Raw genomic sequence first — 14,852 nt, forward strand, 5'->3', positions numbered from 1 at the left:
TGATACAGGCAAATTATCAGTATGATCTGCTTTTTATTTTGGCGCTATAACTTCTAATCCACCCATGTACGGACGCAGAACTTCTGGGATAGTCACAGAGCCATCTTCGTTTTGGTAATTTTCTAAGATAGCTGCCACTGTGCGTCCGACGGCCAGTCCAGAACCGTTGAGAGTATGAAGGAGTTTGACCTTGCCATCTGTTTCGTCACGGTAGCGGATTTGAGCTCGACGAGCTTGGAAATCTTCTGTGTTAGAGCAACTAGAGATTTCACGGTAGGTGTTCTGAGCCGGAATCCAAACTTCCAAGTCGTAGGTCTTAGCAGCTGAGAAGCCCATATCTCCAGTACAGAGTGCTACAACGCGGTAAGGCAGATTCAACTTTTGCAGGATGTTTTCTGCGTTGGCAGTCATCTTTTCTAGCTCTTCATATGATTCTTCTGGCTTGGCAAATTTCACCATTTCAACCTTGTGGAATTGGTGCAAACGAATGAGACCGCGCGTGTCACGACCAGCAGAGCCCGCTTCAGAGCGGAATGATGGGCTCATAGCGGTGAAGTAGATTGGCAATTCTTTTCCGTCGAGAATTTCGTCTCGATAATAGTTGGTCAGTGGAACTTCAGAAGTCGGAATCAGAACGAAGTTGGTATCGCTTAGCTCAAAGGTATCTTCTTTGAACTTAGGATATTGCCCAGTCCCAAACATAGAATCGTGGTTGACCATGTAAGGAGTGATAACTTCGGTATAGCCTTCTTTGCCATGCTCGTCCAGCATGAAGTTGTAGATGGCACGCTCAAGTCTTGCTCCCAAGCCCTTATAGAAGAGGAAGCGAGCACCAGTAACTTTTGCTCCACGCTCCCAGTCCAAGATATCCAGATCTTCACCCAAATCCCAGTGAGCCTTAGCTTCAAAGTCAAATTGGCGCGGTGTCCCCCAGCGACGAACTTCGACATTTTCGTCCTCGTCTGCTCCGACAGGAACACTTTCGTGCGGAATATTCGGCAGAGTGGTAGTGAATTCAGTCAACTTGGCGTCTAGGTCAGCCAAGGTTGCATCTAAGTTCTTGACCTCAGCAGAAAGTTTTTGCATTGCAGCAATCTTGTCATCTGCATTTTCTTTGTTGCGTTTAGCTTGGGCAATTTCAGCAGAAACAGTATTGCGCTCAGCCTTGAGTTCTTCGACCTTGACCAATAAATCCCGGCGTTCTTTGTCTATGGTTTTCATTTGGCTAAGGGTAGCTGCGTCAACACCTCGCGTAGCTAATTTTTCAGCTACAGAATCAAAATCTGTACGGATACGTTTTAAATCTAACATAGGTACCTCCAAAAATAAAAGCACTTTATGAAACTGTTGGAGCGGCATAGCCGCGGTTCCATCCAACTTCACAAAAGTGCACTTGCTTAATTATTCATTTTTAAACTAACGGTAGAATTTCCTATTTTCTCCTTATCTGCTCACAGCCACCGCAGACTTTCTGAAAAGTGCCCAATAGTACTTATCCGTTTCAACTATTATACAGGATTTTCCGGAAAATGTAAATCCCAGGATAGGAAAAATCTTGACAGAAAAAGATAACTGTGTTATCTTTAAATAAAGGTAACGTAGTTATCTGAAGGAGTTCTTATGGTAAAACAAACAACACGCGACCGTATGATTGAAAAGGCAAGCCAGCTTATCAGAGAGTATGGCTATCAGAATATCCCCCTGAGGAAACTGGCATCTCTGCTGGGGGTTACAACTGGTGCTTTTTACAAGGCTTTTGAGAATAAGGAGGAACTTTACTATCAGGTCTGTCTTTTGGAAAACCAGAAGCAGCTTAAGCGTTTAGAGGGGCAGTATCTAGATGGAGTCTCTGATCCTCTGGATTGCATTTGGCAGATAGGACTCTTTCTTTTATCGGAATATGAAACTAACAGTCGGATGATGGATTTTCTCTTTTTCAGTCCTGTGGCGATAGAGGCTTACCGGAAAGGTGAGCTTCTGGAAATTGGGAATAAGACAGTAGATTATCTGGATCGGCTGCCTATTGAGAGTCAGAAAGAGAAAAAGATTCTCTTGCTCAAACTGGACACCTTCATCACAGGCTATGGTCATTTTATTGCCAAAGGCTTAGAGCCTTTTGATGAGGAAGTCTATCGCTCAATGTTCAATGATTTACTAGGAGGTTACAAACATGATTAAAAATCTCATTGTTTATGCACATCCCTATGATAAAAGCTTTAACCATGCTATTTTAGAGCAGGTTCAGGACTTGTTGGAGAAGAAAGGTCAGACCTATGAACTGGTCGATCTCTATGAGGATGGTTTTAATCCTGTCTATACCAAGGAAGAGCTAGCGCTTTTTAATAAAGGGCAGGCACTAGACCCGCTGGTTTTAAAATATCAGGAAGCTCTTGCGTCCTGTGACCGCCTTATCATGATTTTTCCTATCTGGTGGGCGGATATGCCAGCTATTGTCAAGGGCTTTGAAGATAAGGTATTTTTGAAAAATAAGATTTACGAGGAGACGAAGACTCGCCAGTTAGTTGGTCGTCTGACCAATATTAAAGAGGTATTGGCTATTACTACCTCTGCAGCACCGACCTTCTATCTTAAGTATTTCTGTGGTGATGTCGTCAAGAAAGCCATGTTGGGCCATACCTTTAAGTCTATCGGCGCTAGACAGCGCCGTTGGTTGAATTTCGGGAATATTTCTCAGTCTACAGCTGAAAAACGTCAAGCTTTTTTAGAAAAATTAGCAGAAAAGATTTGAAGAGGTAGCTATCATGATTCGTTTTAGAAGAGCAGATGAAAGGGAGCTTGCTGCTGTGGTCTCAGTTTTAACTGCTGCTTTTGCTGAGCATGAGATCTACAGAGAAAAATTCCGCCCTCTCTTTGGCAGTAGCCAGTCTTATATTGATTTTCTAAATAGATTGCATGCAGTTATGGTTAAGGCAGCGATGCGTCATCATATTTGTCTGCTTGCTGAAGTGGACGGGCGTCTTATGGCAGTCGCTACTATTCATAAGCTCGGTAGCCATCCTGTCGGTATACTTTCCTTTTTGCGGGCAGGAGCATGGAGGATGTGGCAATATATTCCTCAGCTTTTAGCTTTTCAAAAAGTCTTTGGGGAGGGCAGTAAAGAAGCTAAGAAAAGGAGTGTTTCAACTCTTTATCTTGAACTACTGGGTGTGCTGCCTGATTATCAAGGGCAGGGAGTTGGCGGTCTTTTTATCTCAAAAGGACTTGAGTTGCTTGCAAAAGAAGAGAAATGCCAGCGGCTTACTTTGATTACTCATACAGAAAGCAACTGTCGTTTTTACAAAAAGAACGGATTTAAGCAGTTAGATGTCCGTGATGTTGAAGGTGTCAAGACATGGACTTTCGAGAAAAAATTAGCTGATGTTTATACTTTTTGAAGATCTAATGATGCGGTCTTGCATTGATAATATCAGCTTACCCCACCCAATCATTTCAAGGGACTGAAATAGTGCATTCTCAAACCTGTTTCACTTTTCAATTTTTTGTGCTAGCTCCATTTTGCTGATACAAGCAGCTTTTGTCTTAGTCGAAAATATAAAAAATAAGGTTGAAACTTTTTCAACCCTATTTTTTCTTCTTAAAGATTCCAGCAATTTTTTGTAACAGAGTCGGCAATCTAACGACTTTGTCGTTGCCAATATGTTCTCGTGCAATTTTGAGAATCTTACCAGAGTCTTTGGAGGCAAAGAGAAACTTTCCTTTGTCAGTCCAGATTTCAAAATGGCGGCTGACTTTTTTGCCAGAAACATTAGCACCGATAGTAGTGATGCTAGTCCAAGGCAGCTGAATATAATCTTCTACATTGGCATCAGCATAAAACTCCAGAGCTGTCTCGCCGATTAGAAATTTCCCAACCTTTCCGCCTAATCCAAGATAGGATACGCCAGTGGTATTAAACTCAACTGTTTTGTTTTGTGACTGTGCCATAGAGTAACTCCCTTTTAAATAATATAGCTATTATACCACAATAAAAAGAAGGTCGAAACCTTCTTTTTGATTACATCAAACCAGCAACGTGAGCTAGTACACCAACTACGAAGAGGGCGATGATGATTGTGATAGGGGACACTTTCTTCTTAAGCAACCACATACAAGCGAAAGTTAGAAGCAGTCCCATCAAACCAGGAATCAAGGAATCCAAGTTTTGTTGGAAAGTTGTAACTTTTTCAGGGGTTTGAGATAGTCCTTGACCTACTTGAGCAAAGGCTTCTTGGATACCCTTATAGCCACTAGATAATTTGTCCCAATGGATATATGCTTTATCATCTAGCTTAACAGATGATACGTTAAAGACAAACTTAATAGATACCCAGCGCTCAACCAGAACAGCCAAGATAAACATACCTAGGATTGAAGCACCTTTGGTAATGTCTTGGAGGATACCACCAGACATGTCTTTAGTGATTTCAGAACCAGCCTTGTAGCCCAATTCTTGTGTGTACCAGAGGAAAGCCATCCGGATAGCATTCCAAGCTAAGAAGAAGATAAGTGGACCAATGATATTTCCGGTCAAAGCAAGAGATGCTCCAAGTGCTCCAAGGATAGGACGAACTGTGAACCAGAAGACAGGGTCTCCGATACCAGCCAGAGGTCCCATCATACCGATTTTAACCCCTTGGATAGCCGCATCGTCAATTGCTGCACCATTTGCTTTTTCTTCTTCAAGCGCAAGTGTAACTCCGATGATTGGAGCTGCAACATATGGGTGAGTGTTGAAGAACTCCAAGTGACGCTCAAGAGCAGCAGCTTGATCTTCTTTTTTAGTATAAAGCTTCTTAATAGCTGGAATCAGTGAATAAGCCCAGCCCAAGTTTTGCATACGTTCGTAGTTCCAAGAGCCTTGCAAGAAAGTAGAACGCCACCAAACTTTTTGACGGTCAGCCTTTGAAAGAGTCAATTTTCCTGACTCATCAGGTTTTACAGTATTTAATTCTGTCATGATAGTGTGTCTCCTTTCTTAGTAGTCTTCTAGGATGTCGCCGATTGGATCGTTAGATGAAGCTGTTGCTCCGCCACCGCCATTTCCGCCTTTTTTAGACAGAGCGAGGTAGATGAGGGCAATAGCGACACCAATTGCACCGAGGGCAATCAGAGTGAGTTCGCTGACAGCAGCCAAAGCGAAACCAATAGCGAAGAATGGCCATACTTCACGAGTTGCCATCATGTTGATAACCATGGCATAACCAACGGCTACGACCATACCACCACCGATTTGCATACCTTCTGATAGCCAAGCTGGCATAGCTTCAAGAGCAGATTTAACAGACTCAGCAGGAATCATCAAAAGAAGTGCTGCAGGGATAGCAATACGTGCTCCTTGCATGAAAAGAGCGATAAAGTGAGCGCGTTCAACTCCTTTAATGTCTCCTTTTTTCGCAGCAGCATCTGCACCGTGAACCAAACCGACTGACAAAGTACGGACAATCATAGTCAAGAAGAGACCAGCAACAGCAAGCGGAATAGCAACACCTTGTGCTACAGCGATTCCTTTGCTTGAGAAGTCTCCGCCCAGTACCATGATGATGGCAGCGGCAACAGAAGCGAGGGCGGCATCAGGTGCTACAGCAGCTCCGATATTAGCCCAGCCAAGAGCGATTAGCTGGAGAGAGCCACCCAGCATAACACCGGCAGCCAAATTACCAGTTACCAGTCCAATTAAGGTACAAGCAACCAGTGGTTGGTGGAATTGGAATTGGTCTAAGATACCTTCTAGACCAGCTAAGAAGGCAACAAAGACTACTAAAACCATAGAAATAATAGACATGTTCTAAATCCTTTCGTAAATTAATAAAAGCAAAACGTTTGATTCTACTGCACGTTGGCTTTCTTAATCAAATCAAACAAATCTTTTTTAGAGTCATTTGGTACTTTACGTACATCGAATTCAACGCCAAGGTCGCGCAGCTTTTCATAAGTAGCAACGTCTTCCTTGTCCATTGACAGTACGTTGTTGACCATTGTTTTACCAGTTGAGTGGGCCATAGAACCAACGTTAAGGGTCTTGATTGGCACACCGCCTTCAACAGCACGAAGGGCATCTTGAGGAGTTTCAAACAGAATCAAGGCATGTGTGTTGCCAAAGCGAGGGTCTTTTGAAACAGCAATCAATTTGTCGATTGGGACAACATTGGCTTTGACATTACCTGGTGCAGCTTGCTTGATCAATTCTTTACGAAGTTCATCTTGAGCTACTGAGTCAGAGGCAACGATAATACGATCTGCTTTTGAATCTGGCGTCCAAGCTGTTGCTACCTGACCGTGCAGCAAGCGTGTGTCGATCCGAGCAAGGTTGATTTTGAGCTTGCCGTCACCGATTACAGTTCCTTCAGGGATCGCTGCTTGGGCAACTGGAGCAGCTGCAGCAGGAGCATTTGCTTCTTCAGCAGCAGGATTTAGCTCTTCAGGCAGGGCTTTGACTCCTTCCTTGGCTTCTTTGATAATGTTAGCAACCACAGCTTCAACGCCGGCGTTGGCATCCATCATCCTTTCTGTATAAGCTTGAATCAGCATAGGCAGGTTCAAGCCTGTAATGATAGCGAACTTGCGGTCAGGATTTTCACCCATGACACGGCTAGCTTGGTTGAATGGAGAACCACTCCAAAGGTCAGCCAAGACCAACACTTCATCGTCCGCATCAAACGAAGCCACAGCGTCATTGAACTTTGCATAGAGATCATCTGGTCCTTCGTTGGGCATGAAAGTTACAACTTGTACTTTTTCCTGCTCACCGAAAATCATAGAACCTGATTGATGAATACCAGCAGCAAATTCACCGTGGCTAGCAATAATGATTCCGATACTCATTATTGACATTCCTCCTTATAAAATGTTTGACTTAAGTTTTAAGAAAACTTTAAGGCAAGTTTATTATAAAACGTTTTCATGAAAAATGCAAGCGTTTGTTCCTAAAAACGACTTTTTCTTTCAAAAATGTCAGTATTCACTGAATGCCTGATAAATATAGGTATAAGCAAACCATAGCTATAGAAATGTTTTAATAAATTAGGAAAATAGAAAATACAACAGATTAATATATGAAAAAAGTGTGAAATAATATGAAAGAGACTTTTGAAATGAAAGAAAAGAATCGTGTTTGAGAAAGTGTTTATTTTTCAAAAAAGAAAGAGGAGGACCAAAGACAAAAAATCGCATCTAATGTCTTTAGTCTCCCTCTATTAATGGCAAAAGTTTCTAAATAGTATCAAGTCTGTCTATCATAAGTTTCCAAGAGCTTGGTAAATGTTGGGACTGGCATGCTTTAAAGGATTAGTGTGTGAAGTCAAGGACCATACGTCCCTGAATAGTACCCGCTTCCATTTCGTCAAAGACATCCACAGCATCTGAAACAGGGCGCTTTTGAACGACAGGAGCCACTAATCCTTCAGCACCAAACTGGAAGGCTTCTTCCAAGTCCTTGCGTGTACCAACGAGGGAACCAATGACTTGGATACCATCTAAAACAGTTTTGACAATGCTGAGGTCCATCATTTCAGATGGCAATCCAACAGCAACTACCCGACCGCCAGCACGAACAGAATCAACAGCTTGGTTGAAGGCAACTTTAGAAACGGCTGTTACTACGGCAGAATGCGCACCGCCAGTTTTTTCTTGGATAAGAGCAGCGACATCTTCAACTTCATGGCCGTTGATGACGATATCAGCACCAACTTCTTTGGCCAGAGCGAGCTTGTCATTGTTGATATCAACAGCGACAACATGGGCATTAAAGACTTTCTTAGCATATTGAACCGCTAGGTTACCCAATCCACCTGCTCCAAAGATAACTGTCCATTGGCCTGGCTGCAACTGAGCTTCTTTGATAGCCTTGTAGGTAGTTACACCGGCACAGGTGATAGAAGAAGCTTGAGCAGGATCAAGACCTTCAGGGACTTTGACAGCGTAGTCAGCTGTTACGATACATTGCTCTGCCATCCCACCGTCAACGGAATAGCCTGCATTTTTTACTATCCGGCAAAGGGTTTCGCGGCCAGTTGTACAGTATTCACAAGCGCCGCAGCCTTCAAAGAACCAAGCGACACTGACGCGGTCTCCGACTTTGAGACTTTTTACATCTGGAGCGATTTCTTTGACAATACCGATACCTTCATGTCCGAGAACGCGACCCGGTACCTTGCCAAAGTCACCATGCGCGACGTGCAGATCCGTATGGCAGACACCGCAGTATTCGATATCAACGAGAGCTTCCCCGGTTTCAAGAGGACGCATTTCTTTATTTTCAACGAGTTGGACATTAGTTCCCTCTGGATTTACAACAACTGCTCTCATAAGTAGTTTCCTCCTGTTATTTAGTTTTTGATTATGTTAATTATATCACAAACTCAAACAAATGGCAAACGCTTACAATTTCAAGCAGAAGTAACCTTTAAAACTATGATACGGCGGATAAGCTCCGATTTTTAAAGCTTTTGAGCATGATTGAGGTCGAGAGAAGACAAAAAATAAAAGACAAACTCTCGAACAGAGTTTGCCTAATTGTCTACTTTTATAAAAAGAGTTTGTTTAGCTCGTGGGCGACGCCATCTTGGTCGTTAGTCAAAGACAACTGCTGGTCTGCGTATGGAAGAAGGTCAGTATTGGCATTTTTCATGGCATAGCCAGTGCCAGCAAAGGACAGCATCTCAGTATCATTTTGCTCATCGCCAAAGGCAATCAGATTTTTACGATCCACATTGAGAACATTAAGCAGGTACTGAAGGGCGAAGGCTTTGTTGACCCCTTTGGGAGCACACTCGAGAATGTTGAGCGGTCCGCCCCAAGAGTTGATGGCAAGTTCATGCTGGTAAAAAGCATTCATTTCCTCTGCCAGAGCATATTTGTCAGCTGCTCGTGTCTGCAGGAGAATGGCGTTAGGATTCTCCGTTACTAGATTGGCTTGAAACTGATTTTCAGGCTTAAAAGCATCGATGCCAAAGAGCTTGGGATCAGCAATTTCTTCATTAGGATTGGTGATATAAAATTTATTGCGGTATTCGCCGGCAATGAAATCCGCTTCAATCTCATCCCTGCGCTTAACCATATCCAGCAGAAAGGACTTATCCAGCGTCAGCGATTTTTCAAAGTCCCATTTCTTTTCTGGAATGTGAGTCAGAGAGCCATTGAAGTTAATCATGGGCGTATTGAGCTCTAATTCTTTATAATATTTCAAAGCCATGCGGTAGGGCCGTCCTGTTGTGATGATGACCTTGTGGCCCTTTTGGGAAATTTTTTTGATGGTTTCTTTGGTGAAGTCAGACAGATTGCTGTTAGAATCCAGCAAGGTTCCGTCCAAATCCACAGCGATTACTTTTTTTGTCATGTGAGTCTCTTTTCAGTGATAATACAGACTATTATAACAGAATTCAGTGTAAATAACACGACTTATGTTATAATGGTGCTCTAATCAGTCACAATTATGACACAGCAAGGAGGAGCTTTTCGTATGCGTAAACCGTTCATGATTCATGCTCTTTTTCTAATGATTGCCTTTTTTATCTATATCCAATCTCTAAATGGGGGTCCAACCTATCTCATCTGGAATATGACCTTGGCCTTAATCAGCTATGATGCAGCTGTCTTGACGCTTTTATTCAAGAAGCAGAAGTGGGCTTATCCTCTTCTTTTCCTGTTGTGGTTGCTTTTCTTCCCCAACACTTTCTATATGATTACTGATTTGATTCATATGACTTGGGTGGCAGATGTTCTGAGTAAGCCAAGTGTTTTTCTGCTCTTTTTAGCTTTTGTTTCCAGTATTTTATTCGGGATTTTCTGTGGTATGGAGAGCTGGTATGTCATCAAGGAGCGTTGGAAGCTTAACTGGTATTTGGATCTATTGCTGACGGCAGTTCTGTCGGCTGTGTCCAGTCTGGCTATCTACATAGGACGTTATGATCGCCTCAATAGCTGGGATTTATTACTTCATCCTCAGCTGGTTCTACAGAAACTCTTGCAATCTTTGCAGCCTGATCGACTGCCTTTCATTCTTGGTTTTACCTTTTTACAGTTTATGAGTTTGGTATTTCTGATGAAAGATAATAAAAAATAAGAATAGCGAGACATTCATCTTGAAAAAGTGAATGTTTTTTATTATAATTTAAAATATCGTTCGCAAATAAACAGATTTAAATCTGTTTTTCTTTGTTTTTGAACTAGATATTAGAAATTTTACTCAAAAGGAGATTTATTGAAAAATGGATAAATTTTTCAAACTGACCGAAAAAGGGACAGATGTCCGGACAGAAGTTTTGGCTGGTCTGACGACTTTCTTTGCCATGTCCTACATTTTATTTGTCAATCCGGCTATGCTGGCTCAGACAGGTATGCCTAAGCAAGGTGTTTTCCTAGCTACGATTATCGGAGCTGTTGCCGGCACCTTGATGATGGCCTTCTTTGCCAACTTGCCTTATGCGCAGGCACCGGGTATGGGTCTGAATGCCTTTTTCACTTTTACGGTCGTCTTTGCCTTGGGCTACACATGGCAGGAAGCCTTGGCTATGGTCTTTATCTGCGGGATTATTTCGCTCATTATCACTTTGACCAAGGTGCGTAAGATGATCATTGAGTCAATTCCAGGCTCCTTGCGAGCAGCTATCTCGGCAGGAATCGGAGTCTTTCTGGCTTATGTAGGTATTAAAAATGCTGGCTTGCTCAAGTTTTCAATCGATCCGGGAAACTATACAGTAGCTGGCAAGGGAGCAGATAAAGCTGCAGCGGCTATTACGGCTAATTCAGCAGCAACTCCAGGTCTGGTAGACTTTAACAATCCAGCGGTCCTAGTAGCCCTGGTTGGTTTGGCCATCACAATCTTCTTTATCGTGAAAAATATCAAGGGTGGTGTTATCCTATCCATCCTAGTAACGACAGTGGTAGCTATTCTGGTTGGCTTGGTTGATTTGTCAGCCATTGACTTTGGGCAGAATAACATTGGTACTGCTGTTAATGAACTGGGACAGATTTTTGGGGTGGCAGTAGGACCGAAAGGTCTGGGTGCCCTTTTAGCAGATTCAGCTCGCTGGCCTCAGACATGTATGGCCATTCTGGCTTTCTCGTTGACAGATATTTTTGATACCATTGGTACCTTGATTGGGACTGGTGAAAAGGTCGGGATTGTGGCGACTTCTGGGGAAAACCATGAATCAGAAGGCTTGGATAAGGCGCTTTACTCGGACCTCATCGGAACCTCTATTGGCGCAATTGCTGGAACCTCTAACGTGACGACTTATGTGGAGTCTGCAGCTGGTATCGGAGCTGGAGGCCGAACAGGTCTGACCGCCTTGGTTGTAGCCATCTGCTTTGCAGTATCAAGCTTCTTTAGTCCGCTTTTAGCCATTGTTCCTAATGCTGCAACAGCACCGATTCTCATTATCGTGGGGATTATGATGCTGGCTAGTCTGAAAAACATCCATTGGGATGATATGGCAGAAGCCATTCCAGCTTTCTTCACTTCTATTTTTATGGGATTTGCCTATTCTATCACTCACGGGATAGCAGCTGGATTTATCACCTACACCTTGGTTAAAATCTTCAAAGGTCAAGCCAAGGATGTGCATTCTATGATTTGGATTTTGGATCTTCTCTTTATTTTGAATTTCGTAAATCTGGCTTTAAATTAGGTCTAAACATTGCTGGAAATCCTCATGTCTAGTGAAGTTTGGATAGATTGTATTTTTTGCATAAAAAATCAGCTTTTTCTAGCTGATTTTTCTTTTGCAAAATTAAGCAGAAAAAAATTTTTTCTGGTATAATAAGAGAATGTTTAGTCATAATGAGGAAGAATTAATCCAGCAGGGTCAGCGTCTGGGCAAATTGCTTCAGGCAGGGGACGTACTGGTTTTAACGGGAGATTTAGGAGCAGGAAAGACAACCTTTACTAAGGGGCTGGCTCTAGGTTTGGGCATTAGTCAGATGATTAAAAGTCCAACCTATACCATTGTTCGGGAATATGAGGGGCGCTTACCGCTCTATCATCTGGATGTCTACCGCATCGGAGACGATCCAGACTCCATTGATTTGGATGACTTTCTCTTCGGGGAGGGTGTGACGGTCATTGAATGGGGGGAGCTACTGGGAGAAAATCTGCCTGAAGACTATCTCAAATTAAGCCTCTTGAAAAAGGAAGACGGGCGTGAATTGGTTTTTGAAGCCCAAGGAACACGAGCCCAAGAGCTACTTGAGGGACTGCAGAATGACTGAATATGAATTGTGCTTGCGTGAAGCGGAAAAAACAGATGCTGCTGAGCTGATTGCCTTCCTCAATCAGGTCGGGTCTGAGTCAGATTATATGACGCTTGATGAGGCTGGAATCTTGATGAATCAAGAGGAGATGGCTTCATTCATTGAGCATCAGGCTGCTTCCGGTAATCAGCTTTATCTGTTGGCGCTTTTGAATGGTGAGATTGCCGGTCTTGTCAGCATCACAGCTGATTTCCATGAGCGAATTCGCCATATTGGTCAAGTCTTTGTCGTGGTGAAGAAAACTTTCTGGAACCAAGGACTGGGACGCATATTGCTGGAAGAGGCACTGACTTGGGCAGAGGATTCTCAAGTTATTCGACGTTTGGAATTGAGCGTTCAGGTTAGAAATGAACGAGCGGTTCACCTTTATAAAGATTTAGGATTTGAAATTGAAGGCTTACAAAAAAGAGGAGCCTATTTAAAAGAAGGGAAATTTCTTGATGTTTACCTGATGGGTAAACTGATAGACTAAAAAAGATATGTTTAAAAAGATTATAATGATGTTTCTCAGCCTCCTTGTCGTAACGACAGCTGGTATAGGTACTTATGCTTGGACGATTTATGGTCAGTCAACAGATGAACTGTCCAAGACTTATAAGGGTTTGGGAAATGAGACAGATGTTATTTCTGCAACTAAGCCCATGACTATCTTGCTGATGGGGGTAGATACAGGGAGCGGATCCCGCGAGGATACTTGGGTCGGGAACAGCGATACCATGATTCTCCTGAGTGTCAATCCCAAGACCAAGAAAACAGTCATGATGAGTTTGGAACGTGATATTCTGACTCAGATTGACGAAAACGGTCAGACAGTTGAAGCTAAACTGAATGCGGCCTATGCGAATGGTGGAGCTGAGTTAGCCATTTCGACTATTGAGGGCTTGATGAATATCCACATCGACCGCTATGTGATGATCAATATGCAGGGCTTGGTTCAGTTAGTAGACGCAGTAGGTGGTATTGAGGTCAATAATACCTTTGACTTCCCAATTTCTATTGAAGATAATGAGCCTGAGTATACTGCCAAGGTGGAACCTGGCAAGCAAAAAATCAATGGTGATCAAGCGCTGGTATATGCTCGCATGCGCTATCAGGATCCAGATAGCGACTATGGCCGCCAAAAGCGTCAACGTGAAGTAATTGAGAAAGTGGTTGAAAAAGTTCTTAGTCTCAACAGTCTCAGCCGTTATCAGACTATTTTAAAAGCTGTCAGCAACAATATGCAGACTAATATCGCGCTTGATTCAAAAAGCATTCCTCAACTGTTAGGCTATAAAGACGCCTTTAAAAACATCAAGTCTGAGCAGCTACGTGGAGAAGACGCGACCTTGCCTGATGGTGGAAGCTATCAGCTAGTGACGTCGGAGCATCTGCTGAGCATGCAGAATCTAATCCGCAAGTCTCTTGGCTTGGACACAGTGAAGAGTCTGAAGACCAATGCTGTTCTCTATGAAGATATTATGGGCGGCAACAGTCTAAGAAGCAGCAATAGCAGCAGTACATCCAGCAGCATAGAAAGCTACAGCAGTTACCAGAATTCTTATAGTCAGCCTACTTATAATAATGGTTATGAGAATTATTCTTATCCGTCGACAGATACAACAGTTGGAACTACGAATACAACTCCGGTTGCTCCAGCAGCTTCCTCTGCTCCAGCTACAGATGTCAGTGTCAGCACCCCACAAAGTCAGCCAGTAGTCAATGCGACTACAGAGTAAAAAGTTAAATATAAAAAGAGACCGGGACAAAATGTCTCGGTCTCTTTTGGTAATGACTAGAGGTTCTTGACGCGGTAGTGGATTGGAGTTTTTGTTTCCCTATCACCCACCTTTTCTCTATCAAGACTCGTACTTTTCCCAGATGTCTTTGACTTGCTGGATCTGCACTTGAGCTTGGTTTTCAAGGACTTTATATTTATAAGTAAGATCTTGAGCGATGTCTTTGACTTGCTCTTTTTGCTCTTGAATGATGGCAATATTTCTTTGGATATTGGCTAGACTGTCCTTTACTTTGTCTAGACTATCTGTTGTTTCAATGATTTCTTCTTGAATTTTTTGACGGTTTTCAACCAGCTTGTAGCTGGCTGCTGCGGCACCGATAAATAGGAAAATATTTGAAAGTTTCATATTCCCTCCTTAAGCTTGCGCAATCTTCTCAGCTAATTCGGCCAGAGCTGGAAAGTCTGGTTCGTGGGCTGCGAAAGTAATCTTGAGGTCATCTGCATCACTGTAGCGCGGTGCCAAATGCACATGGGTATGAAAGACAGTTTGTCCAGCAATTTCTTCGTTGTTGTTGATGATATTCATACCAGCTGCACCTGTGGCTTTCATCACCTTACGGGCAATGTCAGGTACGCGAGCGAAGAGCTGACTGGTGCTGTCAGCATCCATATCCAGCACATTTCGGAAATGCTCTTTAGGGACAACCAAGGTATGACCTGGTGTTACCTGGGAAATATCCAGAAAAGCAAGGACTTTCTCGTCTTCATAGACTTTAGAAGAAGGGATTTCTCCGGCAATAATTTTACAAAAAATACAATCAGCCATAAATGGTACCTCTATTCGCTAGATTTTGTTATAATATAAGAACCATTATACCAGAAT

Annotated in this window: 17 protein-coding genes; 8 read left to right on the top strand and 9 right to left on the bottom strand. The window is 42.8% G+C overall.

The window, feature by feature from the left end:
• Positions 1–33: 33 nt before the first annotated feature.
• Positions 34–1,311, bottom strand: a complete 1,278-nt coding sequence (gene serS, locus K4H96_RS09380; protein ID WP_223338013.1) for a serine--tRNA ligase — start codon at positions 1,309–1,311, stop codon at positions 34–36.
• A 309-nt stretch (positions 1,312–1,620) separates the two neighbouring features.
• Between serS and K4H96_RS09385 the strand changes: the two genes are divergently transcribed.
• From K4H96_RS09385 to K4H96_RS09395, 3 genes are read left to right on the top strand one after another with little or no spacing between them, the layout of a single operon-like run.
• Entirely contained in the window at positions 1,621–2,178 is a 558-nt protein-coding gene (locus tag K4H96_RS09385) for a TetR/AcrR family transcriptional regulator (protein WP_223338014.1), read from the top strand.
• Positions 2,171–2,749, top strand: coding sequence for an NAD(P)H-dependent oxidoreductase (locus tag K4H96_RS09390; protein ID WP_223338015.1), 579 nt, complete (start codon positions 2,171–2,173; stop codon positions 2,747–2,749). The genes K4H96_RS09385 and K4H96_RS09390 overlap by 8 nt, the downstream gene beginning before the upstream one ends.
• A gap of 13 nt (positions 2,750–2,762) precedes the next feature.
• Positions 2,763–3,395, top strand: coding sequence for a GNAT family N-acetyltransferase (locus tag K4H96_RS09395; protein WP_223338016.1), 633 nt, complete (start codon positions 2,763–2,765; stop codon positions 3,393–3,395).
• A gap of 187 nt (positions 3,396–3,582) precedes the next feature.
• Here the strand turns inward: K4H96_RS09395 and K4H96_RS09400 are convergent, their stop codons facing one another.
• From K4H96_RS09400 to K4H96_RS09425, 6 genes are all read right to left on the bottom strand, one after another.
• The gene (locus tag K4H96_RS09400; protein ID WP_002920098.1) at positions 3,583–3,945 is read right to left on the bottom strand and encodes a DUF956 family protein; all 363 of its coding nucleotides are present in this window, start codon (positions 3,943–3,945) and stop codon (positions 3,583–3,585) included.
• Positions 3,946–4,015: 70 nt separating this feature from the next.
• Positions 4,016–4,957 carry a PTS system mannose/fructose/sorbose family transporter subunit IID gene (locus K4H96_RS09405; protein ID WP_002893579.1) on the bottom strand — a complete coding sequence of 314 codons (942 nt, stop codon included), beginning with the start codon at positions 4,955–4,957 and terminating at the stop codon, positions 4,016–4,018.
• Between the two features lie 18 nt (positions 4,958–4,975).
• On the bottom strand, positions 4,976–5,782 hold the full coding sequence (locus K4H96_RS09410; RefSeq protein ID WP_002893578.1) for a PTS mannose/fructose/sorbose transporter subunit IIC: 807 nt from the start codon (positions 5,780–5,782) through the stop codon (positions 4,976–4,978).
• Positions 5,783–5,826: 44 nt separating this feature from the next.
• Positions 5,827–6,822, bottom strand: coding sequence for a PTS sugar transporter subunit IIB (locus K4H96_RS09415; protein WP_002893577.1), 996 nt, complete (start codon positions 6,820–6,822; stop codon positions 5,827–5,829).
• Positions 6,823–7,284: 462 nt separating this feature from the next.
• A complete protein-coding gene (gene adhP / locus K4H96_RS09420) occupies positions 7,285–8,304 on the bottom strand; it encodes an alcohol dehydrogenase AdhP (protein WP_223338017.1) in 1,020 nt (339 codons plus the stop codon).
• A gap of 217 nt (positions 8,305–8,521) precedes the next feature.
• The gene (locus K4H96_RS09425) at positions 8,522–9,334 is read right to left on the bottom strand and encodes a Cof-type HAD-IIB family hydrolase (protein WP_002908111.1); all 813 of its coding nucleotides are present in this window, start codon (positions 9,332–9,334) and stop codon (positions 8,522–8,524) included.
• A 96-nt stretch (positions 9,335–9,430) separates the two neighbouring features.
• Between K4H96_RS09425 and K4H96_RS09430 the strand changes: the two genes are divergently transcribed.
• From K4H96_RS09430 to lytR, 5 genes are all read left to right on the top strand, one after another.
• Positions 9,431–10,060 carry a DUF1361 domain-containing protein gene (locus K4H96_RS09430; protein WP_223338018.1) on the top strand — a complete coding sequence of 210 codons (630 nt, stop codon included), beginning with the start codon at positions 9,431–9,433 and terminating at the stop codon, positions 10,058–10,060.
• Between the two features lie 145 nt (positions 10,061–10,205).
• The gene (locus K4H96_RS09435; RefSeq protein ID WP_002923330.1) at positions 10,206–11,627 is read left to right on the top strand and encodes an NCS2 family permease; all 1,422 of its coding nucleotides are present in this window, start codon (positions 10,206–10,208) and stop codon (positions 11,625–11,627) included.
• A gap of 139 nt (positions 11,628–11,766) precedes the next feature.
• Entirely contained in the window at positions 11,767–12,207 is a 441-nt protein-coding gene (gene tsaE / locus K4H96_RS09440; RefSeq protein ID WP_223338019.1) for a tRNA (adenosine(37)-N6)-threonylcarbamoyltransferase complex ATPase subunit type 1 TsaE, read from the top strand.
• Positions 12,200–12,721: a GNAT family N-acetyltransferase gene (locus K4H96_RS09445; RefSeq protein ID WP_223338020.1), complete on the top strand. Its 522-nt coding sequence runs from the start codon at positions 12,200–12,202 to the stop codon at positions 12,719–12,721. The genes tsaE and K4H96_RS09445 overlap by 8 nt, the downstream gene beginning before the upstream one ends.
• A 7-nt stretch (positions 12,722–12,728) precedes the next feature.
• On the top strand, positions 12,729–13,967 hold the full coding sequence (gene lytR / locus K4H96_RS09450; RefSeq protein ID WP_223338021.1) for a glycopolymer--peptidoglycan transferase LytR: 1,239 nt from the start codon (positions 12,729–12,731) through the stop codon (positions 13,965–13,967).
• A 120-nt stretch (positions 13,968–14,087) separates the two neighbouring features.
• On the opposite strand, the gene K4H96_RS09455 is transcribed toward lytR, so the two are convergent.
• Both K4H96_RS09455 and K4H96_RS09460 read right to left on the bottom strand, forming a co-directional pair.
• Positions 14,088–14,375, bottom strand: a complete 288-nt coding sequence (locus tag K4H96_RS09455) for a hypothetical protein (protein ID WP_002896907.1) — start codon at positions 14,373–14,375, stop codon at positions 14,088–14,090.
• A 9-nt stretch (positions 14,376–14,384) separates the two neighbouring features.
• Positions 14,385–14,795, bottom strand: coding sequence for an HIT family protein (locus K4H96_RS09460; protein ID WP_002893566.1), 411 nt, complete (start codon positions 14,793–14,795; stop codon positions 14,385–14,387).
• Positions 14,796–14,852: the final 57 nt, after the last annotated feature.

Source organism: Streptococcus sanguinis, assembly GCF_020729765.1.
GTDB classification, from domain to species: domain Bacteria; phylum Bacillota; class Bacilli; order Lactobacillales; family Streptococcaceae; genus Streptococcus; species Streptococcus sanguinis_Q.